The organism is Devosia aurantiaca, assembly GCF_011058215.1.
Classification (GTDB): Bacteria; Pseudomonadota; Alphaproteobacteria; order Rhizobiales; family Devosiaceae; genus Devosia; species Devosia aurantiaca.
This window is the reverse complement of the sequence record NZ_JAALFG010000002.1, coordinates 352248-377336: the sequence shown is the minus strand read 5'-3', so window position 1 is coordinate 377336 and position 25089 is coordinate 352248. Positions and strand designations below refer to the sequence as shown.

The following is a 25089-nucleotide window of genomic DNA, read 5'->3' as shown; positions in this document are numbered from 1 at the left end:
CATGTACCGCATTGGCGTCGACGTTGGTGGCACGTTCACCGATTTCACCTTGCTCGATGAAACGAGCGGACAGATCCACTTCTACAAAACCCCATCCACGCCGCACGACCCGTCCGAGGCGATCGAGAACGGCCTGAGGGGCATGCTGGAGGGGCTGAGCTTCGACGCTGCCGAAGTCACCTATCTGGGCCATGGCACGACGGTGGCCACCAATATCGTCATTGAGCGTCGCGGCGCGCGCACGGGGCTGGTGACCACGAAGGGGTTCCGCGATGTGCTCGAACTGGGTCGGCAGGCACGGCCGTCGATCTACGATTACCGGGTGGAAAAGCCGCCGGTGCTGATCCCTCGCGATCGGCGCGTGGAGGTGGTGGAGCGCATCGGGCCCGCAGGCGAGGTGCTGACAGAACTCGACGAGGCTTCGCTTGAGGGAGCGGTTCGCAGGCTGGCGGAGATGGGCGTTGAAAGCGTCGCGATCTGCTTCCTCCATAGCTACCGACGGCCAGAGCACGAGGCGCGGGCGCGAGCCGTGGTCGAGGCGATCCTGCCGGACGCCTACATCACGTTGTCCTCGGAAATCTTGCCGGAATTTCGGGAATTCGAGCGCATGTCGACCGTGGCGGTCAATGCGTTTGTCGGACCGAAAATGGGGGCGTATCTCGAGAAGTTCAGGGGCCGGGTGCGCGATGTCGGCATTCCGGTCGAGCCCTATACGATCCATTCAAATGGCGGGCTGATGTCGGCTGACACGGTCTATGCCAATCCGGTGCGCACCTGCGTTTCGGGGCCGGCTGCCGGCGTGGTCGGCGCAGCCGAGATCGGTCGCACGGCTGGATTGCCAAACCTTATTACCTTCGATGTGGGTGGAACGTCGACCGACGTGTCGCTGATCGCGGATGCAACGCCGCTTTTTACCTCGGCGCGCCTTGTGGCGGGTTATCCGGTCAAGACGCCGATGCTGGATATTCATGTGATCGGCGCGGGCGGGGGTTCGATTGCGGCGATCGATGATGCGGGTTCGATGAAGGTTGGCCCGCGCTCGGCGGGGGCGGCGCCGGGGCCGGTGGCCTATGGCCGTGGGGAACGGAGCCGACGATCACGGACGCCAATCTCTGCCTCGGCCGGCTTGATGCGGGAACGCTTCTTGGCGGCCGCATGCAGATCGATCTGGAAGCGGCGCGCAATGTTATTCGCGAAACCATTGCCGGGCCGCTGGGCCTGTCGCTGGAAGAGGCGGCGCATGGCATCATCCAGATCGCCAATGCCAATATGAGCCGGGCGATCCGATCGGTGTCAGTCGAAAAAGGCTATGACATGGGCGAGTTCGCGCTCTGTGCCTTTGGTGGCGCGGGGCCGCTTCATGCAGCCGAAGTTGCCGTAGAATGCGGACTGCCGCGCATCCTCATCCCGCGCGAGCCGGGCACGCTTTGCGCACGCGGCATGCTGTTGACCGATCTGAGCTCGGACTATGTGCGCAGCTTTTTTGCCGATTCGACCGCCGAAAACCTCAGCCAAGTGCTGGCACTCTTCGACGCGATGACGGCGGACGGGCAGGCATGGCTCGACAAGGAAGAGGTGCCGGCTGAAAACCGGCGCTTCAAGCGCGTGCTCGATGCTCGCTATCGTGGGCAGAATTTCGAAGTAAAGGTCGATTGCGACGGGCTTGGTCCCGACGATCTGGCCGAGTTCGAAGAGCGTTTCCACGCTGCGCACACCAAGGAATATGGCTACGATATCCGCCACCGCGCCATTCAGTTCGTGTCGGCGCGACTGCAGGCGATCGGCGATGTGCCGAAGGCGCCGCAGGCGGAAGTTGTGGGCGGGGCAAGCCTCGATGAGGCAAAGATCGGGTCGCGGCAGGTGTATTTCGATGCCCGGAACGGCTGGGTCGAGACACCGATCTACGACCGTGGCGCCTTGCCAGCCAATGTGGATTTCGCCGGACCCGCCATCATCAATGAAATGAGCGCGACTTCGCTGATCCTGCCGGGCCAGACGGTCCGTGCCGATCGCTGGGGCAATCTAATCGTGAGCACCAACCAATGACAACCGATACCATTGCCGATGCCATCCAGATGGAGGTGTTCTCCAACCGCCTCCTCGCCATTGCCGAGGATATGGGCTCGATCCTGATCCGCTCGTCCTTTTCGTCCAATATCAAGGAGCGGCGGGACTGCTCGACGGCGTTGTTCGATGCCAAGGGCCGTCTGATCACCCAGGCCGATCATATTCCGATCCATCTTGGGGCCATGATCGGGGCAGTCGAGGCGATGCTCAAGCGCTATCCGCTCGAGACGATGCAGCCGGGCGATGCCTATATCGCCAATGATCCCTATCTTGCCGGTGGGAGCCATCTGCCGGATATTTCGATCATTACGCCGGTGCATCACGACGGCGAGGTTCGCTTCTTTTGCGGCAACATCGCGCACCACGCCGATGTCGGCGGCAAGACACCGGGATCGACGTCCGGCACGTCGCGCTCGATCTTTGAGGAAGGCATTCGCCTGCCAATCATCCGCATCGCGCGGAGCGGGGAAATTGACGAGGACCTACTCGAGCTGATCGCGCACAATACCCGTGACCCTGAGGAGCGGCTGCTCGATCTTCGGACGCAGATCGGCACCAATGTGCGCGGCGGCGCCATGCTGGTGCAATTGATCGAGCGCATGGGCTGGCCCGCGGTGGAGCAGGCCGTCGAGGATATCCTCACCTATACGCGGCGGCGGTTGCGCAACCGGGTCGCGGCACTGCCGGATGGCGTTTATCGCTTCGAGCGCGCCATGGACGACGACGGTTTTCCAGGCGAACCTGTGCCGATCGTCTGCACGGCGACGATTGCCGGTGACAGCCTGTCGTTCGACTTTGACGGCTCGGGACCGCAGGCCCGCGGCGCCATCAACCTGCCGGACAGCGCGCTCAAGGCTTCGATCTATTATTGCGTAAAGGCCGTGCTGGATCCGGGCCTGATGCCGAACCAGGGCATTATCGACCCGATCGGGATCACGGCGCCCCCGGAACGATCGTCAACCCCAAGGCGCCGGCTGCAGTCGCCGGTCGCGCCGTAACCTCCAATCGGCTCTGTGGTGCCGTGTTCGGAGCCCTCTACCAGGCGATGCCGGAAGAGCGCGTCATGGCGTCCTGCAATGATTCAACGTCGGCCGTTTCGGTGTCTGGATGGCACGAAGGGCGGCAGGCGACCTATGTCTATCCCGAAAGCATGGGCGGCGGCGCGGGCGCCTTTGCCGATCGCGACGGGATGGATGCGGTGCATGTCCATACGGTCAACTCCACCAATCTCCCGGCCGAAGCGCTGGAACTGGAATATCCGCTGCTGCTCGAGGAATATTGCCTTGTGCCGGATAGCGGCGGCGCCGGTCGGCATCGCGGGGGCATGGGCATGGCGCGGCAGATCCGGGTGCGCGAGGATAACACGACGTTTTCGGCGCGGTCTGACGCCCACATCGTTCCGGCTCCTGGCGTTGCGGGCGGCAAGTCTTCGAATGTGACGCGTATTCTCCGCAATCCCCGAACAGCGGGCGAAGAGGCGCTGCACTCAAAGGCTTCTGGGCTGATCCTCAACAAGGGGGAGACGCTGCGCGTCGAGACGCTTGGCGGCGGTGGATTTGGCGATCCGGGTGAGCGCCCCTTGTCTGCCTTGGCGCAGGACCTGCGGGAAGAAAAGATCACGAAAGCGGCGGCTGAACGCGACTATGGCGCAGACCGCGTACGCGAGGCGCTGGCCTTGGGAGAAACAGCATGAGACTTGAGGGCATGGTCGCCGTCATCACCGGCGGGGCCGGCGGCATGGGACGGGACACGGCGATGTTGTTCGCCCGCGAAGGTGCGTCGGTCATGGTCGGCGACGTTGATGCGGAAGGCGGAGCCAAGCTCGCCGCAGAGGCGCAGGCGAGCAATTTCAAGCTCAGCTTCCTGCGAACCGATGTTTCGAAAGAAGCCGATGTCGCGGCGCTGATCGCCAAGGCGGAAGCGGACCATGGCAAGCTCGATACGATCTTCAACAATGCCGGTATCGAGCAGCCAGTGACCCCATCTGACGAGGTGAGCGAAGCGCTGTTCGAGCGTGTTATCGACATCAATCTCAAGGGCACGTTCTTCGGTTGCAAGCATGCCATCCCGGCGCTGCTGCGCAATGGCGGCGGCACGATCGTCAACAATTCCTCGGTTTCTGCCTTCGCCAATGTTGGTGGCAACTTGAGCTATGCGGCATCGAAGGGCGCGATCATGTCGATGACCCGCGTCATCGCGATCGAATATGCGGCGCGGAACATTCGGTGCAATGCCATCAATCCCGGCGTCATCGACACAGGCATGAACCAGCGCAACCTCGAAAAGGCGGTAGACAAGGAAGCGCTCGAACAGAAGTGGCGCTCGATTACGCCGCTCGGCCGCATGGGCACGGGCGAGGAGATCGGGGAAGCGGTGCTGTATCTGGCGTCTAAGCAATCGTCCTTCGTGACCGGCATCGGGCTCGTCATCGACGGCGGAAGGATCGCGACATGAAGCTTGCGGGCAAGATTGCGGTGGTGACAGGCGCTGCGCGCGGCCTTGGCCGTGCCGTGGCGCGGCTTTATGCGCAGGAGGGCGCCAATGTCTTCGCTCTCGACATGCTGGGCGAGGAAGTGGCGACGCTTGCCGAAGAGGCGGGCGACATCCGGCCGCGCCGAATGGATGTGACGGATGCCGACGATGTGGCTACCACCATGGCAGCGATCGAAGCGGAAGCGGGCCGGATCGACATTCTGGTCAACAATGCCGGCATCATCTTCTTCAAGCCGGTGGAAGAAGTCAGCGTCGCCGACTGGGACCGGCTGATGGCGGTCAACCTGCGCGGACCGTTCCTTTGCACGCGTGCGGTGGCGACGGGCATGAAGGCGCGTCGAGCAGGGGCGATCATCAACGTTTCGAGCAATGCGGGCGTGGTCGGTGGGCTGGACGAAACGACCTATTGTGCGTCGAAGTTCGGGCTCGAAGGGCTGTCGCGATCGTTGTCGCAGGAGTTTACGCCGTTCAACGTGTCGGTGAACACGATCACGCCGGGGCATCCGATGCATACGGCGATGAGCGAGGTCACCTATAGCGAAGAAACGCGCAAGATCTGGAAGGATCCGATGGAGCTGGCGCCGGCTTTCGTGCATCTGGCGCTGCAGGATGCCAGCGGCATCAACGACCAGCGCATCCGCGCCTGGGACATGGTGCAGGAGCTTGCCCGCGCATAAAAATGCCTCCGAACCTTGAGGGTGCGGAGGCCAGTGGGGGACAGGAGCCGGGATGAGGCGGCGGGTCGATGACCCGCCGTTTTCGTTCAAAGCGTGTGTGTACGCCGATGGGTGCCGCCCTTTTCGGACTGGCTGGTGACGGTGATAGTGCTGCCCTGCGGCGCGCGCACCAGCCACTCGACAGGCTTGCCGTTGGCGGTCCATTGCTGGCCCCAAGGGGACCAGGGATAGAGCCGCTCGTTGCGGCCGGCGAGGTTGCCGAGATCGGCTGTCTGCGGGTTCATCACCAGTTCGCCGCCGTCGACGACGATCGAGACGGTGACAGGCTTTGCGACCTTATTGGCGACGGCGACGTCGGAGAGGTTGGACGGCAGGTAGCCGTGGTTGGAGACGACGGCGCGGACCTTGTAGAGATCGGTGCCGACCGCCGTTACGCCGATCTCGTCGACCTTGACCTGCGGGGCCGCTGCGGCGTGCTTGAGGTTAAAGAGGATGTTCTGGCGAACCATGTCCTCGAGCAGGCTGCCCGGCGGATTGCGGTAGCTCCAAATATTGACCATGCCGCCGATCTCGATCTTGCCGAGTTGCGGGTGGTCGAAGGGCTTCCAGTCGCGCCAGCCTTTTTCGGCCATGTTGGCCTTGACGTAGTCGTAGACCTTTTGCTGGACCTCTTCGTTGCGCGGGTAGAGGTTGTAATAGCCTTCCTTGGGGACGCCGGCGGTGCGTTCGAGATCCCAAAGCTCGGTGCCAAAGGAGATGATGCCCATCTCCTCATAGGTCCAGTCCATGAGGCCGCCGCGGCGGACGACGGATTTGTCCGGCGTGAATTCCTCGTAGATCGAGACCGTGGGATAGCCGGTGAGCTCGGTGCCGACCTTGCCGATTTCCTTATAGAGGTTGATGTCGCGCGCGCTCATGGCGGTGTCGGGCTTGGTCATCGACGGCCTGAGGATGATGCCGCCGTGGGTGTGGTAGGCGCACATGCCGCAGATATTGGGATGGTCGAGGATGAACTTGGCCATGCCAAAGGCTTCGGGCTCGGAGAGCGGATGGATGCCGGCGCCATATTCCTGGGGTGACCAGTGGGTGGGGAAGTTGCGGTTCATGTTGCCGTCGAAGGGCTTTTCGACGGGGACGTTGACGCCATCGAAATTGCGCACCGTGCCCTCGGGATAAAGGCGGTAGTATTGGCCGCCTTCTTCGCCCGGCTTGCGCTGGACCATAATGTCCGGATTGGTGGCGCTTTTTTCCACTCGCCCTTACTGTCGGGGACGCGCATCCAGACGATATAGCCATCGCCGTCGATGTCCTCGGGGATCAGGCCTTCGAGGCGGTCGGCGCCGGGCATGAAGCGGCCATTACCACACCAGTTGTAGTAGGGCGGGACAAGCGAGAGTTCGGCGCCATCGGGGTTGATGCGCGGCAGGATGTAGAAGACCTGGCTGTCGACGAGGCGGGTGGCTTCCTCGTCTTCGCCGTACTTGGTCAGAAGGTGAAAGACGGCATAAAGAGCGGCGGCGGAGGTGGCGTGTTCCTCGGCGTGGATCTGGCCGTCAATGTAATAGCCGGGCTTTTCGGCAGCAGGGCCGGTCTTGGGATTGCTGATCTCGATGAGCCAGACGTCGCGACCCTGGAAGCTCTTGGCCAGCGAGGTCATGGTGGCAAGATGCGGGTATGCGGCGACCAGGGCGCGGAGGCGCTCGGTCATTTCGTCATACGTGTAATAGCGGTCGAATTTGACGTCGAGGTCGGTCATCGAAAAATCCTGGTCGGCAATGGTTTAGGGCGCCGTGCGAATGCAGGCTGCGAACTGGCCCGGTGTCACTTCCTTGAGCACGGGCACGATCTTGGCGCAGTCGGGAATCGCCATGGGGCAACGGGTGCGGAAGACGCAGCCGGAAGGGGGTTGATCGGGCTGGGAATATCGCCCTTGAGGATGATGCGCTCTTTCTTGGCGTGAATGTCGGGGCTGGGGACGGCCGAGAGCAAGGCTTTGGTGTAGGGGTGGTTGGGCGCGCGGTAGAGCGTGCGCGTCGGGGCGATCTCCATGATGCGGCCCAGATACATCACGATGACGCGGTCGCTGATGTGCTCGACCACGGCAAGATCGTGGGCGATGAAGAGCATCGTCAGGTTGAACTTGGTCTTGAGGTCGTCGAGCAGGTTGACGACCTGAGCCTGGATCGAGACGTCGAGGGCCGAGACGGGTTCGTCGGCGACGATGAAATCGGGCTCCACGGCCAGGGCGCGGGCGATGCCGATGCGCTGGCGCTGACCGCCCGAGAATTCATGCGGGAAGCGGTCGAGGTAGTCGCCGCTGAGGCCCACCTGTTCGAGCAGTGCGACGATGCGGTCTTCGCGTTCGGAGGGTGGAACGACGTTGTGCATTGCCAGTGCGTGGCCGAGGACGGTGCGGATTTTCTCGCGCGGGTTGAGGCTGGCGTAGGGATCCTGGAAGACGATCTGCATGCGCTTGCGGTAGCGGCGCATCTCGGGCTTGGGGAGCTTGGCGATGTCGGCGCCGTCGAAGTCGATGGAGCCGCTGGTGGGTTCGGCAAGGCGCAGCACAGTGCGGCCGACGGTGGTCTTTCCGGATCCGGATTCGCCGACAAGGCCGACGACCTCGCCGCGCAACACGTCGAAGCTGACGTCATCGACGGCTTTGACATTGTTGACGACGCGGTTGAGCACGCCGCCGCTGATGGGGAAGTACTTCTTGAGGTTTTGCACCTGCAGCAGCACGTCGCGCGCTTTGGGGGCAGTGGTGTCCATCACGGCGCTCATGCGGTGGCCTTTGTCTTGAGGTCCAGTTCTTTCCAGCGAACGCAGCGCACGCTGCGGCCATTGCCGACATCTTCGAGCGGCGGTTCGGCTAGGGCGCAGCGTTCTTCGGCGAAGGCGCAGCGGGTGCGGAAGCGGCAGCCGCTCGGCAGCTTGGTGAGGAGCGGCACATAGCCGGGAATGGTCTGCAACCGGACCTTTTCCTCGGACTCGCCCATGCGGGGGATCGATTGCATCAGACCGGAGGTGTAGGGCATCAGCGGTTTGGTGAAGATTTCCTCGACCGTGCCGGTTTCGACGACCTGGCCGGCATACATGACGACCACGCGATTGGCCATTTCCGCCACGACGCCGAGGTCGTGGGTGATAAAGACGATGGCCATGCCCAGCTTCTGCTGGAGATTGCGCATGAGGTCGAGGATCTGCGCCTGGATGGTCACGTCGAGCGCGGTGGTGGGCTCATCGGCGATCAGCACGCTGGGTTCGCAGGAGAGAGCCATGGCGATCATGGCGCGCTGGCGCATGCCGCCGCTCATCTGATGCGGATATTGATTGGCGCGTTTGGCGGGTTCGGGAATGCCGACGAGCTCGAGCATTTCCACGGCGCGCTTGTGGGCGTCGGTTTTGTTCAGCTTGTCATGCTGCATCACCACTTCGGCGATCTGCCTGCCGATGGTGTGGACCGGATTGAGGCTGGTCATCGGCTCCTGGAAGATCATGCCGATGTCATTGCCGCGAACGGCGCGCATCTCGCGATCGGTGAGGCTGACCAGATCCTTGCCGCGCAGGCGGATCGTGCCACGGGAAATGCGTCCGACCTTTTGGGCAGGAGCCGCATGATCGAGAGGCTGGTTACGGATTTGCCCGACCCGGATTCGCCGACGATGGCCAGAGTTTCGCCGGCCCGGACGACGAAGTTGACGCCGTCAACGGCGCGGACATCCTGGCCTTCCCCGACGATGAAGGAGGTTTGCAGGTCATCCACTTCGAGCAGGGGTGGCTCGTTGCTGAGCGTCTGGGTCATTTGGGGGCCTCCGACGGGAATGGTCATGGGGTCAGGCACTCAAGCGGGAATCGGCGGGGGTGGCGGCCGCGGGCGGGCTCACATAGTGGCCCCAGCCTGCACGACCTTCTATGCCACCATCGTAGACAGTCTGGCCGGCGACAATGGTGCGCTGGATGCGGCCCTGGAACTCGGCGCCGTAGTAAAGCTGGGCGACGTCGCGGGCGAAGGTGAGCAGTGTTTCGGGGCTGATCTTGGTCTTGGCGTTCATGTCGACGAGGATCAGGTCGGCATCGGCACCGACCGCAATATGGCCCTTGCTCGGCAGGTTGAAGCGCTTGGCGCCGTTGCCGCTCAAAAGAGCCATGGCTTTTTCCATGCTGATCCTGCCTCGCGCAACCGCGTCGAGCATAGAAGGGACCAGCACTTCGGAGCCGGGCGAACCGGGAGGCGCCGTGACCATGTTGCCCGCGCCGCCGACCTTTTCCGCATAGGAGAAAGCGGCATGGTCGGTGGTTACATGGGTAATGATGCCATCGGCGATCGCCTGCCAGAGCGCGTCCTGATCGGCCTGAAGCCGCACGGGCGGGTTGATCTTGGCGAAGACGCCGGCGCGGCGGACGTCCTCATGGGTGCGGAACAGATAATGCGGGCAGGTCTCGGCGGAAAAGTCCGATGTGCCCGCAAAGCGACGCAGGACGTCGACGGTCAGTGCGCTGGTGACATGGGCGATGTGGAGCTTGGCGCCTGCTTCGATGTTCATCAGCAGCAGCTTGGCGACGGCGACCGCTTCACAGATGGCGGGGCGAGAGGCCAAGTGGCTGTCGATATTGGCCAGGTCGGCATCGATCATATCGGCCTCGGCCAGCGCCAGCAGTTGCGCGCTTTCGGCATGGACGACGATGGGCAGGTTGGTCTTGGCGACAGCCTTGAGAGCCCGCATCTGGTCGGCTTCATCGGGGAAGGACAGGCCGAAGAATTCGTCGTCGCGTCCGGCGGGGGCGGGGGTGGTGAAGATCTTGTAGGCGACGATGCCACCGGCAGCCATGGCCTGGACGCTTGTGTCGGTCAGATCGCCCGGAGCGGCATAGAGGCCGAAATTGATGAAGGCGTGCTCGGCGAAGTGGGCGCGGCGGATCTCTACGCGCTCTGCCGTGTTGCAGCAGGGCTTTGAGATGGGCATTTCAAACAGCGTGGTAATTCCACCTGCGGCTGCAGCCTGCGTCTCGCTTTCCACCGTGCCGCGATCGGGGTAGGCCGGTGCACGAATATGGAAGTGGATGTCGATGGCGCCGGGCAGAAGGTGCTGCCCGGTCGCATCGATGGTTTGCTCTGAAACACCCTCACCGCGCGGGAGGAGAGCCGCGAACGAGCCGCCTGCGAGGGCGACGTCCACCGGGCGGAGTCCCTCAGGGGTGAGGACTTCGGCATTGCGGATGATGGTATCGTAATCGGCCACTATTTGAGCCCCAATTCCGTAAGAGCCTTGGCGACACCGTCAAGGTTGGTGAGATGCATGCTGGCGTAGTTGGGCGCGAGAACCACGCCGTGGCCGCCGGCGCGATAGGTCGCCATGACCGAACGGTAGGCGATGTCGGGCGTCATCTTGGCAGTTTCGGACTTGGTGCGCGGGGCGTCGACGCCGAGGCCCATGAAGACCTTGGCTTTGCCGTTGACGCCTTTGACGGCGTCCGCGCACTGGCCGAAGACATAGGTGTCCGGGTCCATGCCCGCAGCTATGACATTGGCGTAAGGCGCCTCGCTAAGTCCCAGGACCTTATAGAGAACTGCCGTCGCCTCGTCGGGCGAGAAGTCCCGCAGGATGGTCTTCTGGAAGAAGCCGAGCTCCTTGGTAAACACCTCGCCAGCTTGGTGCTGGTAGGTGATCGGTTTGACCCAATCGGCATACATAGTCTGCTCTTCCCAAGGCCACTGCGCGCGGCGGAAGATGTTGAAATGGTTGCGGTTCCAGACGTTGAGGCCGAAGCTCAAGCCCGGCTTGCACCACTTGACCAAGCCGTAGAGTTCTCGGTCCAAGTCCTTGTTGCGTTCGAGCCAGAACTTTTCCCAGATCAAGGCTTCGGGATTGGCGAGCAAGGTGCGGATGAACGTGATGAAGGCGCCGTCGGCGAATTCCTTGCCCGAGGCGGCTTCCTGCATGAAGTCGTAGAGGTTGAGGAGCGCGCGGCGGCAGGCCTCGACATCGATGCCGCGTTCCATGGCCTCACGACGGGCATGGGTCGAGAAATCGCCTGGGGCGCCGCCCTGGATCAGCGTATCGAGCGGCGAATTTCGCTCGTTGCACCACATGACGCCGTCGATGTCGTAATTGCGAACCTGATCCTCGACCATGGAGAGGATCCAATTGCGATAATCGGGATGGCTGGTCGATGGATCGCTGCCGAGGCGGCCGAAGATGTCGACTTCCATGGCCTGGGCGAGGTTCGGGATGTCGACGGTGTTGGTCGAACCGTGGCCTGTATATTTGAAGAAGGGCTCCATCAGTTCGATGAAGACCTTCATGCCCCGCTCGTGTGCGGGGGCGATGACCATGTCGAGGATGTCCTTGCCTTCGAACTCAGGGTCCTTGGCGCGATAGTCCTTGATGAAGGTGCCGTTGTAATAGGCGGGATCGGGCTGGAAGTAGGCGCCGCCCTTCATGGCGAAGGGTTCGGGCACGCCGTGGTCGGGCCAGCCATCGAGCTTGTAGGAGATTGAGCGCCCGGTCTTGAGGCCAAGCCAGGACACCGTGCCCAGCATCAGGACGTTGACGCCGACGCGATCCTTGAGAATGTCGAGGACGTTTTCGACGCCCTCGTCGATGAAGTTGATCGGGCTGACCTGGATGCCGACGAACTTTTCGGCGGGGTTGGGCTTGTCGGTCATGCGGCGGCTTTCGCGTGCTTGGCGATAAAGCCCTTCATGCGCTCGACGGCATCCTTGATCTTGTCGAGCGGCTGCAGGAACGACATGCGGATGTAGCTGGGGTCATGGTCGCCGAACATGGTGCCGGGGAAGAGCATGACGCCGGTTTCGCGCAGAAGTTTTTCGCAGAATTCGGGCGTCGACATGCCGGTGCCGGCAACGTTGATATAGACGTAGAAGGCGCCGCCGGGCTTGCCGTAGGTGAGGCCCATTTCGTCGAGCGCGGGAAGCAAGTAGTCGCGGCGCGCCTTGTATTCCTCGATCATAACATCGATCGGCTCCTGCGGTCCTTTGAGGGCAGCTAGAGCGGCATATTGGCTGATGGTCGAGGTGTTGATCGAAAGCGTGTGACGGGTGTCGGTGACGCGGGAGATGAAGTCGGCGGGGGCGGCCATGTAGCCGACGCGCCAACCGGTCATGGCATAGGTCTTGGAGAAGCCATTGAGCGTGATGGTACGATCCTTCATGCCCGGGAGCGAAGCGATCGAAAGGTGCTCGAAGCCGTCATAGATGATCTTGGCATAGATCTCGTCGGAGACGATGACGAGGTCATGCTTGATGGCAAGCTCAGCGATGCCGCGGATGACGTCGGGCGGAGTGACGGCGCCGGTCGGATTGTTGGGCGAGACCAGTACGAACATCTTGGTCTTGGGCGTGATGCGCTTTTCAATCTCGGCGAGATCGAGGGCAAAGTCGTCCTTCTGGAAAGTCGGGACCGGGACGGGTACGCCGCCGGCGAGATTGACCGCCATGTCATAGGTGGTGAAGCGCGGGGAGGTGATCAGCACTTCGTCGCCGGGCTGAATCAGCGCCAGCATGATCAGGGTGATCGATTCCTGGACGCCCGCAGTGACGGCGATGTCGTCGGCGGAGTAATCGAGGTCGTATTCCTTGTTGAGGTGCTCGGCGATAGCGGCGCGCAGCGGCGGGATGCCGTGCGGGCCGGTATAGTGGTGCTGGTTCTCGTCGAGAGCCTTCTTGCCCGCTTCCACGATATGCGCCGGCGTATGGAAATCGGGGTCGCCGCGGCCCATGGCGATGACATTGGTCATGTTGGCGGCAATGCCGAGCATCTTGGTCCGGAACGAGCCGTCGTCCTCGGTGATGCGGTTGGCCATGTGGTCGTTCAGAAAGCTCATCAGTGCATCCTCTTCCCGGCGATAAAGGTCATCATGACGCGTTCGAGCGCGAACAGATCCTCATCGGGTTTGCCGTCGACGACGATCAGGTCGGCTTCCTTGCCGACTTCGACCGTGCCGATCTTGTGGTCCAGTTTCGAAAGCTGGGCGCCCCGAATGGTGATGGCGCGCAGTGCATCGAGGCGATTGGGGCAGACGCCGACTTCGACCATGAAATCGAGTTCGGGCGCGATCTGGTCATGCTCGACAGCGGGGCTGCCGGCATCGGTGCCGAAGACGATCGGCACGCCGGCCTTGGAGGCACGCACGAGGCCATCGAAGCGGGTCTTGTCGCCGACCGCCTTTTGACGCTCGAGGATCTTCCACTCGGGAATGCCGAAAGCGCGGGCGATATCGGGCTTCGCCTGCATGACTAGGGCCGAAAAGGTGGTGACGATCGGGATCTTCTTGTCGAGGAGGATCTGGATGGTTTCGTCGCTCATCGAGCCGCCATGCTCGACGCAATCGACGCCGAACTCGGCAACGCGGCGGATGCAGGCATCGTAGGTGGCGTGGGCGGTGACCGGCAGGCGGTTGCGGTGGGCTTCGTCGATGACGGCTTCGAGCTCGGCATCGGTGAATTCGAGCGTATCGTGGCAGGCCATGATCTTGATGAGATCGGCGCCGCCCTTGACCTGGTCGCGCACGGCCCGGCGCATTTCGTCGGCGCCCGAGGCCTCGCGGCAGACCCAATAGGTGTGGCCGCCGGTCTGGATGATGGACTCACCCGAGACGAGGAGGCGTGGGCCGGGGAAGAAGCCCTGGGCGACGGCCTGCTTGGCGAAGAGGTTGGCGTTGTGGACGCCTAGGTCGCGAACCAAAGTGACGCCAGCGCGCAAGGACTTCAGCATATTACCGGCGGCCTTATAGGCGCGGATTTCGGGGCTGTCATACATGGACTGCCAGCTCAGTTCGTGCACGCCGTCCCAGGCGAGGTGGCCATGCGACTGGATGAGGCCGGGCATGATGGTCTTGCCGCCGGTGTCGGTCACCGTGCCGCTGGGCGTGCCCATATCGGAGCGTGGACCGACGCGGGTGATCTTGCCGCCGGCGACTTCGACGAAGCCGTCCTCGATCACCTCGTCGCCCACAGCCGTGATGATGCGGCCGAGGAGGACCTGGTCGACCGGCTTGAGGTCGAACATGGGCTTGGTGATCTTGGTATATTTCCAGGCGGCGGGTTCGGGCATGTCTCTTATTCTCTTGGGCTAGAGCGCGATGACGCGCTGATCGATCGGGTTGTCCGCCAGGAAGCGGCTCGGAATTTCAACTTCGGTCTGGTGGACGAGCATGGTGTTGATGGTGCGGTAGCCATCGCGGCCAGGGCGGTAGACGCCGGGCTCGTTGGAAAAGACCATGCCTGAGGCAACTTCGGTCATGTCGCCGGGGGCGAGCCATGGAGCTTCGTGACCTTCGAGGCCCATGCCGTGGCCAATGCGGTGGCGGATGGCATCACCCAGATCGGCGGCCTTAAGCGCATCGAGGGCCGCTTCATTGACGTCCTGGCAGCGGGCGCCGGGTCTGAGGGTGGCGACGGCGGCGTCGTTGCAGGCTTCCATGGCCAGCATGACGCGGCGCTGTTCGGCACTCACGTCGCCGACGATCAGGGTGACGCCGCTTTCGGCGTGGTAGCCACCGAGGCTGCAGCCGACGCCGGAAATCAGGGTGTCGCCGGGCTGGGGCTTGCGGGACCCGGTGGAGCCATGGGGCAGGCGGCGCGGGGGCCGGAATGGACGGACGCGGTGATGTTGAGCTTGGTGCCAGCGAAGGCGGCGCCATAGTCGCGCTTGAGAGTGGCGAGGGCGAAGCCGGTGGAGTCGGCGAGGAGGTCGAGTTCGGTGCCGCCCTGGCTGATGATCGCGCCGGCCTCGGCCTTGAGGCGCAAGAGGCTGAGATCGGCATAAAGGGCGGCGATGCGGGTCAGCTCGAGTTCAGCCGCGTTCTTGCGGAAGCGGAGGGGCGCGGCGAGGTCTTCGAGAACAAGTTCATCGACAAGGGTGTTGAGCGGCGCGATCTGGCGGGCGTCGAGGGTGTCGATGGCGATGCGGCTGGCCTTGGACTGGCAGACCATCCAGACGACGGGATGTACGAGGCCGGGAAATTCTTCATAGATGCCGAGGGTGACGCCCTGGACCGGCTCGGCATTTTCGAGTTCGAGCAGCGGCACGAAGAGCTTGGCATCGCCTTCGACCGGAACGTAGAGGCCGATGGGGCGCTCGTTGACCGAGAAATTGAAGCCGCAGGCGTAAAAGACATTGGCTGGCGACAGCAGCAGAACGCCATCGAGGCCACCCGCGGCAGCGGCGTGGCGCAGGCCGTTGCGGACGGTCAGGCGAAATTCCTCGCCCATCGGCCTGATCGGTTTGACGATGGGCGTGGGCAGGGTCACAGCCGCTGCTCCTCGTAGGGACCGAGCACGGCGATCTTGGCAGAGAGGCCGAGTTCACGGCCCAGCGCCTGAAGATCGGCCAGCACTTCGTCGTCGAGTGGCACGCCGCCGGCCGATTTCTTGGCGACGCGGCGGGCTTCCTGTTCGCCGGGGATAAGCACTTCGGAAAAGCCCGGGCGGGTCTGGCGGGATTTGACCATTTCGGCAAACTCACCCATGCGCGCCTTGAACTGTTCAAGCGGCATGAACCATTCGATGTCGATGGCGGTGAGCGAGTGGGAGACGTCGAGCTTGCCCTGGTCGGCATAGGGGTGAGGCCAAAGCCGCCGCCACCGATGACGCCGGTCAGAACGTCGGTCATGAAGGCGAGGCCGTAGCCCTTGTATTCGCCGATAGCGAGGAGGGGGCCTTTCATGGCGGCGTCGGGATCGTCGGTAATTTCGCCCTCGGGCGTCAGCGCCCAGTCCAGCGGCATCTTTTTGCCTTCGCGCGAGTGCCAGAGCATCATGCCCTTGCCGGCGGTGGTAAGGGCAAAGTCCATAACCGCGGGAAAACCGAGATTGGTGGGGGCGGCTATGCCCCAGGGATTGGTGCCGACGGCGCCTTCGCGTGCACCCCATGGTGCCATTTCAGGGCCGGCATTGGTATAGGCGATGCCGATGCAACCCGCTTCCATGGCCTGGCAGGCATGGACGGCGGAAGAGCCATAATGCGTCGAGTTGCGAACGATGACCTGGCCAATGCCGGAGATTTTGGATTTTTCGATCGCGAGCTTCATGGCCTTGGCAGCAGCGACGGTGCCGATGCCATTGTGGGCATCGACGAGCGCGAGAGCCGGGCTCTCCTTGACGATCTCGAACGGTGCGCGCGGGTCGACAAGCTTTTCGCCGATGCGTTCCTGGTAGCGGCGCAGACGGCGGACGCCCTGGCCATGGCCGGGATGGAAGCGCAGCTCGGAAAAGATCAGCGCATCGGCAAAGAGCTTGGCGTCTTCGCCGGTGAGGCCGAGAGCTTCAAAGCCCTCGGTCATGAAGCGCTCAAGGCTCGGCTTATCGACATTGGTCAGGAGATGGCCACGGGTATCAGGCCTCGAGCTTGAGAAGAGAGGCGATGTTGGCCGAAGGGTCGGCATAGGCGCCGAGTTCGCCCTTGGGGGCGGTCATGATGACGGTCATGCCGGGGCCATAGCCGGAGCGCGGGCCGTCGGTCTGGCCGACAATGCCAATGCTCATGGCGCCGCGGAGGTAGCCGTGATTGTAGCGGCTATCGGTGTTTTCGATGGCGACGACGTCGCCGAGCTTGAGCTGATCGAGGCCGGCTTCGGCCAACGCTGCCTTGTCGGTCGATTGCATGTGGAGGCTGCCGCCTTCGCTGGTGAGGCCAGCGCCGGCGCCGACGAGGAAAGCCGGGACGGTAGCAACCACGCCGAACTTGAGGATGCCGTTTTCGACCTTGCTGGGCAGGGCCTTGAGCAGGTCCGGCGAGAGACCCTTGCAGTTGATTGCCTCGTGGCCGGTGATCGAGAGGCCGGTGCCGTAGGACTTGACCAGGATCTGGTCGCCGACGGCCATTTTCTTTCGGACGTTCTTGGGGAAGTGGACGATGACCTGTTCGGAAAAGCGCCCCGACTTGCCGGTAACGACGCCCTTGGCGCCCTGCGCCTGGCCGGTCATCACGGTTGCGGTGTTGCCGAGGCAGGCAAAGACGTTGAGGCCACGATTCTTGAGATCGTCGCTGCCACGGATGGAGACGCCGGGATGGATGCAGTCCGCAGCCCAGCCGAAAGCGCGATCGCCGACGGACACATTGTAGACGATGCCGCCCCAGGCGGGCAGCAGGAACGGCGTGCCATCGGCGGCGAGGCGATAAGGCTCGGCGGGGAGGCCCGGAAAACCGGGATGGGCGATGGCGCCGCCGACGGAGACGGCAACCAGATCGGCTTCGTTGAACGCGATGCTCATTTGGCGGCTCCGATGCGGAAATAGTTGGAAATGTTGGCGGTAGGGTCGATCTCGAATTCGATGCCGCCCTCGGCGCAGCTCATCAGCGTCATGATGCCAGGGCCGTGGCCAGTCATGATCGAGTCGCCATGGATGCAGATGGCGATGGAGACGGCGCCCTCGCGGTAGGAGCGTCCGAAGTGATGATCGGCGTGGCGGATGGCGATGATGTCACCGAGCCGCATTTGGTCGATGCCCAGATCTGCCATCAGCGCGCGGTCGCCGCTCATCAGGTCCTGGTCAACATATTCGGAGTTGAGCTCGGCGCCGGAACCCATGATTTCGATCGGCAGCTCGATGGCGACCGGCAGCTTCAGCGCGCCATTGCCGGCGCGGGAGAGGCGCAGGGCTTGGAGCAGCTTGGGGCTGGTCTTCTTGAATTCGACCTGCGGGAATTCATTGAGCGCAATGCCGCGGCCGATGGCCTCGATCTGGATCTGGTCGCCGATGTTGAGCATGTCGTTGACGTCGTCGGGGAAGGCGACGAGGAGGCGGGCGTGCTCGCCGGTGACGGTCCCCTTGGCGCCCTTCGCGAGGCCGGTCATGACCGTGGCCTCGTTGCCGACGCAGCTGAGGTAATGCAGCGCCATATCCGACTTTTCATCGGGATGGGCGATGGAAACGCCGGGTTCGACATGGTCGCCGGCCCAGCCGAACGCGCGGTCGCCGACGGAGGCATTGTAGGTCACGCCGAACATGCCGGGCAGGATCACGCCCTTGCCGTCCGGGTAGTGCGTGTAGTGGCCCGGACGCAGGGATGGCGTGCTCACATAGCCGCAGACGGCCATGGCCACGAGGGCTTCTGAATTGGAGGTCAGGCCCCCAGATCGGTGCTCATTTCCACGCTTCCACTATTTTCGACGCCCCGTTTTTCCGTCGCTTGACATCCACCAGATTCCCTGTCCAACATTAGCTCGTTAGATTGTCGACAATCTGATGAACGACAAATGTGCATACCGAACGGGCGTCGTCAAGCACCCGATCAACAAAGCGGCAAAATCAGCCGGGTAGAACGAGAAAGATTGCTATATCAATGAGTTACGCGCAGCTTATGGAAACTGTGGGGCAGGTGAACGACCTGCTCAACGCTCAGTCGATCCTGAGCTGGGACTCGCGCACCATGATGCCTCACGGCGGGCATGAGACCCGCGGAAAGCAGCTGGCGACGCTGTCCGTGATGACCCGTGACCTCCTGGTTTCGGACAAGACGCGCAGCCAGTTGGACAAGGCAGAGGCAGAAGTTGCCGCAATGCCGAACGAAGCTGTGGAAAAGGTGATGGTCGCGCAGGTTCGCGAAGCCATCGACTGGCATGTCGCCATCCCCGCCGAGCTCACCCGCAAGCGTGCAGAGCTAGGATCAAATGGTCACGCCATCTGGGCCAAGGCGCGTGCCGAAAGCGATTTTAGCCAGTTCATTCCCATTCTCGAGCAGACCGTCGAGCTCAATCGCCAGATGGCCGAAGCGATCGGCTATGAAGAGCATCCCTATGATGCCCTGATGTACCGCTTCGAGCCCGGCGAGACCGTTGCAACCTTGAAGCCGTTGTTCGATCGGCTGCGTGAAGCGCTGATCCCGCTGGTCAAGGCGATCGGGGAAAAGGAACAGCCGCGCTTCGATTTTCTCGAGCGCTTCTATCCGGTCGACAAGCAGCACGAATTTGCGCTGTCGATGGCGCAAAAGGTTGGCTACGACCTCAATCGCGGTCGCCTCGACACCACGCTGCACCCGTTCGAAGTCTCGTTCACGCGCAACGACGTCCGCATCACCACCCGCTTTAATGAGCGTTATATGGCGGCGAGCCTGTTCGGGGCGCTGCATGAAAGCCGGTCACGCGCTTTATGAGCAGGGCGTCGACCCCGCCTATACCCGTACCCCATTCGCTACCGATCTCGTGGGCCTTTATGCCGTGGGTGGTGTGTCGTTCGGCGCTCATGAATCGCAGTCGCGCCTCTGGGAAAACCAGGTCGGCCGCAGCCGCGAGTTCTGGCAGGTCAACTTTGCCGAAGCGCAGAAATTTTATCCCGATCAACTCGCCGACGTTACGGCGGAGGAATTCTTCCGCGCCGTCAACCGCAGCCGGCCGGGCTTTATCCGCGTCGAAGCGGACGAACTGACCTACGATTTCCACGTCATGCTGCGCACCGACATCGAGGCGGCTCTGATCGACGGCTCGCTCAAGGTCAAGGACCTACCGGAAGCCTGGAACGCAAAGATCAAAGAATATCTGGGCCTCGACGTTCCCGACGACGCGCATGGGGCGCTGCAGGACGTGCACTGGTCTTCAGGCCAGATCGGGACCTTCTGCAACTACACGATCGGCAAATGTCATGGCCGGCCAGCTCTTCGAAACAGCCAGCAAGGACGCTGCCATTGCCGACGGTCTGGCGACCGGCAATTACGAGCCGCTGCGGGCTTATATGGTGGAGAACGTGCACCAGCACGGCCGCCGCTTCACGCGCGACGAGCTGCTGGTCAAGGCAACGGGGCGCAAGCTCGATCCCGAGCCCTACATTGCCTACCTCACCGGCAAATACAGCGAACTTTACAGCCTCTAGGGGAGGAGAGGATCATGGAAGCTTCAGCACTGCATGCCAATCGTCTGGCCGATCGCGTCAAGCTCAAGGACGCCCATATCATAACCAAGATGACCGACATTGCGGCCGGTCTCAGCGATGTCATCAAGCTCGGCCGGGGTGATCCCGACCTCGACACGCCGGCCCATATCGTCAAGGCCGGGCAGGATGCCCTTGGTCGCGGCGAAACGCACTACGGTCACCCGCTGGGGCTGCCGGCGCTGCGCGAGGCGATCGCCAAGAACATCAAGGAGCATGGGGAGCCGACTATGCGCTCGACGAGATCGTGGTGACGCCCGGCGGGCAGCATGCGATGTTCGTGATCGCCTTGGCGTTGCTTAATCCGGGCGACGAAATCCTCGTGCCGTGCCCTGGCTACAATCCTTATGGCCAGGCCGCCGAATTGGCCGATGCCAAGGTCGTCAACATCCGCATGAGCATGGAGACCAACTTCACGCTCACCGCCGAAATGGTGAAGGCGGCGATCACCCCGAAGTCGCGCGTGCTGGTGTTGATCAACCCCAACAATCCGACCGGCACGGTGACGGCGCCGGACGAAGTTGAAAAGATCGCCAAGCTTGCCATCGAGCACGACCTCATCGTCATCTCCGACGAAATCTATGCGCGCCTGACCTACGGCAACCAGCGCATCCAGCCGGTGGCCTCGCTGCCGGGCATGCGTGAGCGCACGATCACGCTCTCCGGATTCTCCAAGGCCTATGCCATGACCGGCTGGCGCATCGGCTATTTCGCCGGTCCACGAGAGCTGATCGTCGCCATGGCCGAGATCAACCATGCCTTTGCGATCTCGGTCGCGTCGGTCAGCCAGTATGCGGCGCTGGCCGCACTGACCGGTCCGCAGGATTGCGTCGAAGAGATGCGCAAGACCTATGACGAGCGGCGCAAGGCGCTGTGCGAAGGGCTCGATGCCCTGGGCATTCCCTATGCCGAGCCGCAGGGCGCGTTCTACGTCTATGCCGATGTCGCCAGCACGGGCCTCCCGGCCAGCGAGTTCTGCGAGCGGCTGCTCGCCGAGGGCCGGGTGCTGATGTATCCGGGCACGATCTATGGCGACTATCGCGATGACTATGTCCGCATGTCGCTGACCCAGCCGGTAGAACGCATCCGCGAAGCCATGGGCCGCATCCAAACCGTCGTCAATGCCATCCGCGAAGAGCGCAAAGCGCCAGCCGCCTAGGAGCCATCATGTCCGTTTCTACCAATCCCAACGTTCTTTCGATCAAGCACATGGCCTTCGGCGTCAAGGATGCCAAGAAGGCGCTCGAGGCCTATTCGAAGTTCCTCGACGTGCCGACCGAAACGACGATCACGGACTTTCCAAAGTCCAAGAACAGGGTCGCCCTGTTTCAGCTTGGCGGCATCGAATACCAGCTCTGCCAGTCGCTTGAAGAAGGCGGGCGCTTCGACGCCTGGATGAAGCAGCGCGGCGGCGCTGAAGGGCTGCACCACATCTGCTACGCCGTCGACAACATCGACAAGGCGCTTGAGCACGCCAAGGCGCAGGGCGCCGACCTGCGCATCTGCCAAGCATGCGGCGTCTATGGTTCGCATCCGCATCCGGAAGGGTTCGTGGCTTTCCTCGACAACGATGCCGGCGGCATCGAGATCGAGTTCATGCAGGTCTACACGCCTGAAGAACTCGAAAAGTACAACGCCTTCAAGGGAATCTAAGCGGCATGTCTGAAGCCAAAACCATCACCGTCGGTACGGCGATCGCAGCTCCCGGCACCATCGTGCGCGGCATCATTCCGGTTACCGAACTGGCCGGTGGCAGCAAGGTCGAGATCCCCGTGGTCATCGTCAACGGCGTCAATCCGGGCCCGGTGTTCTGGGTCGATGGCGCCATCCATGGCGACGAGCCGGAAGGGCCGATGGCCTGCGGCATCGCGCTCAAGGAAGTCGATCCGGCACAGCTTTCGGGCACGCTGGTCATGGTGCCGGTGCTCAACGTCATGGCCTTCGAGAACAGCAATCGCGGCAATCCGCTCGATACGTTCTCGTTCGACATGAACCGCATCTATCCCGGCCGTGCCAACGGCTATCTCAGCGAGCGCATCGCCTGGGCGCATTCGGAATGGATGAGCAAGGTCGCGGACCTTGAAATCTCGATCCATTCGGGCGGCGCGCACTCGTTCCTCGCCAAGGCGATCTTCGTCGATGAAACGCCGGAATCGGTCGAGCTGGCCATGGCCATGGGCGATGGCTGGGGCTGCATCATGAGCAACTTTGCCCAAGGGATCGCCCATGGCGCAGATGAAGGAAATCGGCAAGACGGGCATCACCGTCGAGCTTGGCGGCCGCTCCGCCACATCGCCGGAAAAGTTCGCCGAAGTCGCTCGTCACCTGGCGGACTCGATCATCAACATCCTGCGCCACTACAAGATGTATCCGGGCAAGGCGACCTATCCCAAGGACGCAACGCGCGGCCAGCAGGAGGCAATGCTTGCACCGGCCTCGGGCATCTTCGTGCCGACGCCGGGCGTCGATTTCCTCAAGCCGATGAAGAAGGGCGACAGCCTCGCCAAGATCATCAACATCTTCGGCGACGAGCTCGCGCATCTCGTGGCGCCTGCCGACGGCATGTTCTTCGGGTTGCGGGCGCTGCCCAATGTCAACACCGGCGACTGGTGCTGCTTCTTCAACAAGGTGGAAGGACCGCGTGACTGGCAGCCGCAAGGCTAACGGGCACAGGGGGCAGAAACGATGCGCGACTTCGTAGGCTACGCAGACAGACCGCCGACCATACGCTGGCCCAACAATGCCGGCGTGGCGGTCAACTTCGTGCTCAATTACGAAGAGGGCTCCGAGTACTCCATCGGCAATGGCGATGGGCGTTCGGAGACGGCGCTGATTGAGGTCAATGCCGCACGGGTTCCGGCCGGGAGCCGGGACCTGGCCTCGGAAAGCATGTATGAATATGGGTCTCGCGTCGGCTTCTGGCGCATTGCCCGGTTGTTCCAGGAACGGCAGCTGCCGCTGACGATTTTTGCCGCTGCATTGGCTCTGGAACATAATCCCAACGTGGCGCAGGCGATCGGGGCGAGCGACTGGGACATCGTCGCGCATGGCTATCGCTGGATCGAGCACTACCACCTCGATGAAGCGACCGAGCGTGAGCATATCGCCAAGGCGTTTTCCAGCATCCAGCAGAGCACGGGGCGGGCGCCCAGCGGCTGGTATTGCCGCTATAGCCCGAGCGAACATACGCGGCGGCTTGTGGTCGAGCATGGCGGGTATGGCTACGACAGCGACGCCTATAATGACGAAGTTCCCTATTGGACCGATGTAGACGGCACCGCTCACCTTGTCGTGCCCTATACCCTGGTCACCAATGACGCCAAGCTCCTGGCCGGGGGCGGCATCGAGACCGCGGGCGATTATGCGCAGTTCCTGATCGACAGTTTCGATGTGCTGGCCGCCGAAGGGCAAACGACGCCGCGCATGATGTCGGTCGGCATGCATCCGCGGGTGCTGGGCCATCCTGGCCGCATCGCCGGGCTGATCAAGTTCCTCAATCACCTGGCGGGCCGGGACGATGTCTGGATCGCTCGGCGCGCTGACATTGCGGATCATTGGCGGGCGGCCATGCCGGCAAAGGTGTTGGCGGCATGATCGAGATCATCGAAACCTTCGCGCCATCCGATTTTGATGCTTTTGGCAGCATGATCGATCGCCCTGCGGAAGCCGGACAGCGCCAGTTCTATTCGGACTGGCTGGGCGGGCAGGGGCTTGCCCCGGTGTTCCACGTCAACAACGTGCCGCAGGCGAGCCTGCCGTTTACGCTGACCAAGCTCGAGCGGCATCCGCATGCGGCGCAATGCTTCGTGCCGCTCGATGTCAGCCGCTATCTGGTCAGCGTCGCGCCGTCGCTGCCCGATGGGGCGCCAGACGTTGCGGGCATGAAGACGTTTCTGATGCCGGGTACTGTTGGTGTCATCTACGCGCAGGGTGTGTGGCATGCCGGCGCCAGCGTGCTCGATCGCGCCGGGGCCTTTGCCGTCTTGATGTGGCGCGGCGCCAATGACGACGATGTTTTCGTCGACATCGAACCCACCCAGATTATCTCCCGAGGACCGCGCGTATGACCCGCACCCCCAAGCTTTTGTGCCGGCCATTACGCCGTTCAAGCCCGATCTCTCCGTCGATGCGGAACGCTTTATCGCTAACTCAAAGGCGCTACTCGACGATGGCGCCGATGGCCTTGCGCCCTTCGGCACGACCAGCGAAGCAAATTCCCTGAGCGTCGGCGAGCGGATCAAGCTGCTGGATGCCCTGATCGACAGCGGCGTCGCTGCGGATCGACTGATCCCGGGCACCGGTTGTGCCGCGCTCCCGGACAGCATCGCGCTCACCAAGCATGCCGTGTCGCGTGGCGTACTGGGCACGCTGACCTTGTCGCCATTTTACTACAAGGGCGTGCCGGAAGACGGGCTGGTCGATAGCTTTACCGCCATTATCGACGCTGTCGGCGACAGCAGGCTCAAGATCTATCTCTACCATATCCCGCAGATGACCGGCGTGCCGGTCACCCTGACGCTGATCGAAAAGCTGATGGCCAAGCATCCTGGGGTGTTTGTCGGGCTCAAGGACTCTTCCGGTAACTGGGAGAATACCCATTCGGTCATCAAGGCATTTCCCGAGCTCGACACCTATTCGGCATCCGAAGCGCTGATCCCGCAGAATGTGGCGGCTGGTGGCGCCGGGTGCATCAGTGCTTCGGCCAATGTCAACGCACGCAACATCGTGGCGCTGATGCGCGCGTTGGGGACGAACGAAGAGGCGGGCATCGCTGCAGGCGTCACCGAAGTGCGCAAGATTTTCGAGGGCCTGCCGCTGATTCCAGCCATCAAGGCCGCAGCGGCGCGCCGACACAGTGACCCGGCCTACGCCATCGTGCGGCCACCTTTTGTCAAGCTCTCCGACGAGCATGCGGCGCAGATCGAACGTGCGACCGCGCTTGCCACGGGTGGAGCGCGCTAGA

21 protein-coding genes and 8 pseudogenes are annotated in these 25089 nt (G+C 62.7%); 14 read left to right on the top strand and 15 right to left on the bottom strand.

What is annotated here, in order from left to right; translation table 11 throughout:
• Window position 1 precedes the first annotated feature (1 nt).
• The 5 genes and pseudogenes from G5575_RS20350 to G5575_RS09375 all read left to right on the top strand — a co-directional run.
• A pseudogene (locus G5575_RS20350) lies at window positions 2–1407 on the top strand (hydantoinase/oxoprolinase family protein); the annotation flags it as partial.
• Between the two features lie 33 nt (window positions 1408–1440).
• A complete protein-coding gene (locus G5575_RS22210; protein WP_407924858.1) occupies window positions 1441–2046 on the top strand; it encodes a hydantoinase/oxoprolinase family protein in 606 nt (201 codons plus the stop codon).
• A pseudogene (locus tag G5575_RS22205) lies at window positions 2043–3760 on the top strand (hydantoinase B/oxoprolinase family protein). Before G5575_RS22210 ends, G5575_RS22205 begins: the two are co-directional and overlap by 4 nt.
• Window positions 3757–4521 carry an SDR family NAD(P)-dependent oxidoreductase gene (locus G5575_RS09380; protein WP_164534087.1) on the top strand — a complete coding sequence of 255 codons (765 nt, stop codon included), beginning with the start codon at window positions 3757–3759 and terminating at the stop codon, window positions 4519–4521. Before G5575_RS22205 ends, G5575_RS09380 begins: the two are co-directional and overlap by 4 nt.
• A complete protein-coding gene (locus G5575_RS09375) occupies window positions 4518–5237 on the top strand; it encodes an SDR family NAD(P)-dependent oxidoreductase (RefSeq protein ID WP_164534086.1) in 720 nt (239 codons plus the stop codon). Before G5575_RS09380 ends, G5575_RS09375 begins: the two co-directional genes overlap by 4 nt.
• 86 nt (window positions 5238–5323) lie before the next feature.
• Here G5575_RS09375 and G5575_RS09370 read toward each other — a convergent pair whose 3' ends face one another.
• The 15 genes and pseudogenes from G5575_RS09370 to G5575_RS09320 all read right to left on the bottom strand — a co-directional run bounded on the left by G5575_RS09370 (window position 5324) and on the right by G5575_RS09320 (window position 18301).
• Window positions 5324–6343 carry a M14 family zinc carboxypeptidase gene (locus G5575_RS09370; RefSeq protein WP_235935971.1) on the bottom strand — a complete coding sequence of 340 codons (1020 nt, stop codon included), beginning with the start codon at window positions 6341–6343 and terminating at the stop codon, window positions 5324–5326.
• Window positions 6340–6993 carry a M14 family zinc carboxypeptidase gene (locus G5575_RS20325; protein ID WP_235935907.1) on the bottom strand — a complete coding sequence of 218 codons (654 nt, stop codon included), beginning with the start codon at window positions 6991–6993 and terminating at the stop codon, window positions 6340–6342. Before G5575_RS20325 ends, G5575_RS09370 begins: the two co-directional genes overlap by 4 nt.
• Window positions 6994–7017: 24 nt before the next feature.
• Window positions 7018–7232 (bottom strand): annotated as a pseudogene (locus G5575_RS22200) (oligopeptide/dipeptide ABC transporter ATP-binding protein); the annotation flags it as partial.
• Window positions 7209–8009: pseudogene (locus G5575_RS09365) on the bottom strand (ABC transporter ATP-binding protein); the annotation flags it as partial. The pseudogenes G5575_RS09365 and G5575_RS22200, both read right to left, overlap by 24 nt.
• 8 nt (window positions 8010–8017) lie before the next feature.
• Window positions 8018–9042 (bottom strand): annotated as a pseudogene (locus G5575_RS09360) (ABC transporter ATP-binding protein).
• A gap of 31 nt (window positions 9043–9073) precedes the next feature.
• The gene (locus G5575_RS09355) at window positions 9074–10480 is read right to left on the bottom strand and encodes a dihydroorotase (RefSeq protein ID WP_164534085.1); all 1407 of its coding nucleotides are present in this window, start codon (window positions 10478–10480) and stop codon (window positions 9074–9076) included.
• Complete coding sequence (locus tag G5575_RS09350) at window positions 10480–11907, bottom strand: alpha-amylase family protein (RefSeq protein WP_164534084.1); 1428 nt, start codon at window positions 11905–11907, stop codon at window positions 10480–10482. The genes G5575_RS09355 and G5575_RS09350 overlap by 1 nt, the downstream gene beginning before the upstream one ends.
• Window positions 11904–13085, bottom strand: a complete 1182-nt coding sequence (locus G5575_RS09345) for a pyridoxal phosphate-dependent aminotransferase (protein WP_164534083.1) — start codon at window positions 13083–13085, stop codon at window positions 11904–11906. Before G5575_RS09345 ends, G5575_RS09350 begins: the two co-directional genes overlap by 4 nt.
• On the bottom strand, window positions 13085–14314 hold the full coding sequence (locus G5575_RS09340) for an amidohydrolase family protein (RefSeq protein ID WP_164534082.1): 1230 nt from the start codon (window positions 14312–14314) through the stop codon (window positions 13085–13087). The genes G5575_RS09345 and G5575_RS09340 overlap by 1 nt, the downstream gene beginning before the upstream one ends.
• A gap of 18 nt (window positions 14315–14332) precedes the next feature.
• On the bottom strand, window positions 14333–14785 hold the full coding sequence (locus G5575_RS19365) for a M24 family metallopeptidase (RefSeq protein ID WP_328766085.1): 453 nt from the start codon (window positions 14783–14785) through the stop codon (window positions 14333–14335).
• The gene (locus tag G5575_RS19360) at window positions 14785–15513 is read right to left on the bottom strand and encodes an aminopeptidase P family N-terminal domain-containing protein (RefSeq protein WP_207633092.1); all 729 of its coding nucleotides are present in this window, start codon (window positions 15511–15513) and stop codon (window positions 14785–14787) included. Before G5575_RS19360 ends, G5575_RS19365 begins: the two co-directional genes overlap by 1 nt.
• Complete coding sequence (locus tag G5575_RS21725) at window positions 15510–15758, bottom strand: Ldh family oxidoreductase (protein ID WP_328765952.1); 249 nt, start codon at window positions 15756–15758, stop codon at window positions 15510–15512. Before G5575_RS21725 ends, G5575_RS19360 begins: the two co-directional genes overlap by 4 nt.
• A gap of 113 nt (window positions 15759–15871) precedes the next feature.
• Window positions 15872–16543: pseudogene (locus G5575_RS22195) on the bottom strand (Ldh family oxidoreductase); the annotation flags it as partial.
• 52 nt (window positions 16544–16595) lie between these two features.
• Window positions 16596–17474, bottom strand: coding sequence for a DUF4438 domain-containing protein (locus G5575_RS09325; protein WP_164534081.1), 879 nt, complete (start codon window positions 17472–17474; stop codon window positions 16596–16598).
• Entirely contained in the window at window positions 17471–18301 is an 831-nt protein-coding gene (locus tag G5575_RS09320; RefSeq protein WP_164534732.1) for a DUF4438 domain-containing protein, read from the bottom strand. Before G5575_RS09320 ends, G5575_RS09325 begins: the two co-directional genes overlap by 4 nt.
• A 245-nt stretch (window positions 18302–18546) precedes the next feature.
• Between G5575_RS09320 and G5575_RS20315 the strand changes: the two are divergent.
• From G5575_RS20315 to G5575_RS09285, 9 genes and pseudogenes are all read left to right on the top strand, one after another.
• Window positions 18547–19783 (top strand): annotated as a pseudogene (locus G5575_RS20315) (carboxypeptidase M32); the annotation flags it as partial.
• Window positions 19784–20083: 300 nt separating this feature from the next.
• Window positions 20084–20380 (top strand): aminotransferase class I/II-fold pyridoxal phosphate-dependent enzyme, encoded by a 297-nt coding sequence (locus tag G5575_RS21715; protein WP_207633089.1) that lies wholly within the window; start codon window positions 20084–20086, stop codon window positions 20378–20380.
• Window positions 20377–21285, top strand: coding sequence for a pyridoxal phosphate-dependent aminotransferase (locus G5575_RS09310; protein WP_207633088.1), 909 nt, complete (start codon window positions 20377–20379; stop codon window positions 21283–21285). The genes G5575_RS21715 and G5575_RS09310 overlap by 4 nt, the downstream gene beginning before the upstream one ends.
• A gap of 8 nt (window positions 21286–21293) precedes the next feature.
• Window positions 21294–21779 carry a VOC family protein gene (locus G5575_RS09305; RefSeq protein WP_164534080.1) on the top strand — a complete coding sequence of 162 codons (486 nt, stop codon included), beginning with the start codon at window positions 21294–21296 and terminating at the stop codon, window positions 21777–21779.
• A 5-nt stretch (window positions 21780–21784) separates the two neighbouring features.
• Window positions 21785–22240, top strand: a pseudogene (locus tag G5575_RS22190) (succinylglutamate desuccinylase/aspartoacylase family protein); the annotation flags it as partial.
• Between the two features lie 112 nt (window positions 22241–22352).
• Window positions 22353–22790 (top strand): succinylglutamate desuccinylase/aspartoacylase family protein, encoded by a 438-nt coding sequence (locus G5575_RS19335; protein ID WP_207633087.1) that lies wholly within the window; start codon window positions 22353–22355, stop codon window positions 22788–22790.
• Between the two features lie 21 nt (window positions 22791–22811).
• Window positions 22812–23720, top strand: coding sequence for an allantoinase PuuE (locus tag G5575_RS09295; protein ID WP_164534079.1), 909 nt, complete (start codon window positions 22812–22814; stop codon window positions 23718–23720).
• Window positions 23717–24193, top strand: a complete 477-nt coding sequence (locus tag G5575_RS09290) for an ureidoglycolate lyase (RefSeq protein ID WP_164534078.1) — start codon at window positions 23717–23719, stop codon at window positions 24191–24193. The genes G5575_RS09295 and G5575_RS09290 overlap by 4 nt, the downstream gene beginning before the upstream one ends.
• A 19-nt stretch (window positions 24194–24212) precedes the next feature.
• Window positions 24213–25088 carry a dihydrodipicolinate synthase family protein gene (locus G5575_RS09285; RefSeq protein ID WP_207633086.1) on the top strand — a complete coding sequence of 292 codons (876 nt, stop codon included), beginning with the start codon at window positions 24213–24215 and terminating at the stop codon, window positions 25086–25088.
• Window position 25089: the final 1 nt, after the last annotated feature.

What these genes read in the sequence shown, in the direction of transcription:
- G5575_RS09305 (WP_164534080.1), top strand. Translation starts at nt 21,294, where the DNA reads ATGTCCGTTTCTACCAATCCCAACGTTCTTTCGATCAAGCACATGGCC.
- G5575_RS09350 (WP_164534084.1), bottom strand. Translation starts at nt 11,907, where the DNA reads ATGACCGACAAGCCCAACCCCGCCGAAAAGTTCGTCGGCATCCAGGTC.
- G5575_RS19335 (WP_207633087.1), top strand. Translation starts at nt 22,353, where the DNA reads ATGGCGCAGATGAAGGAAATCGGCAAGACGGGCATCACCGTCGAGCTT.
- G5575_RS09375 (WP_164534086.1), top strand. Translation starts at nt 4,518, where the DNA reads ATGAAGCTTGCGGGCAAGATTGCGGTGGTGACAGGCGCTGCGCGCGGC.
- G5575_RS09340 (WP_164534082.1), bottom strand. Translation starts at nt 14,314, where the DNA reads ATGCCCGAACCCGCCGCCTGGAAATATACCAAGATCACCAAGCCCATG.
- G5575_RS21725 (WP_328765952.1), bottom strand. Translation starts at nt 15,758, where the DNA reads ATGCCGCTTGAACAGTTCAAGGCGCGCATGGGTGAGTTTGCCGAAATG.
- G5575_RS09325 (WP_164534081.1), bottom strand. Translation starts at nt 17,474, where the DNA reads ATGAGCATCGCGTTCAACGAAGCCGATCTGGTTGCCGTCTCCGTCGGC.
- G5575_RS09380 (WP_164534087.1), top strand. Translation starts at nt 3,757, where the DNA reads ATGAGACTTGAGGGCATGGTCGCCGTCATCACCGGCGGGGCCGGCGGC.
- G5575_RS09295 (WP_164534079.1), top strand. Translation starts at nt 22,812, where the DNA reads ATGCGCGACTTCGTAGGCTACGCAGACAGACCGCCGACCATACGCTGG.
- G5575_RS09320 (WP_164534732.1), bottom strand. Translation starts at nt 18,301, where the DNA reads ATGGCCGTCTGCGGCTATGTGAGCACGCCATCCCTGCGTCCGGGCCAC.
- G5575_RS09345 (WP_164534083.1), bottom strand. Translation starts at nt 13,085, where the DNA reads ATGAGCTTTCTGAACGACCACATGGCCAACCGCATCACCGAGGACGAC.
- G5575_RS09290 (WP_164534078.1), top strand. Translation starts at nt 23,717, where the DNA reads ATGATCGAGATCATCGAAACCTTCGCGCCATCCGATTTTGATGCTTTT.
- G5575_RS09370 (WP_235935971.1), bottom strand. Translation starts at nt 6,343, where the DNA reads ATGAACCGCAACTTCCCCACCCACTGGTCACCCCAGGAATATGGCGCC.
- G5575_RS22210 (WP_407924858.1), top strand. Translation starts at nt 1,441, where the DNA reads ATGCTGTTGACCGATCTGAGCTCGGACTATGTGCGCAGCTTTTTTGCC.
- G5575_RS21715 (WP_207633089.1), top strand. Translation starts at nt 20,084, where the DNA reads ATGGAAGCTTCAGCACTGCATGCCAATCGTCTGGCCGATCGCGTCAAG.
- G5575_RS20325 (WP_235935907.1), bottom strand. Translation starts at nt 6,993, where the DNA reads ATGACCGACCTCGACGTCAAATTCGACCGCTATTACACGTATGACGAA.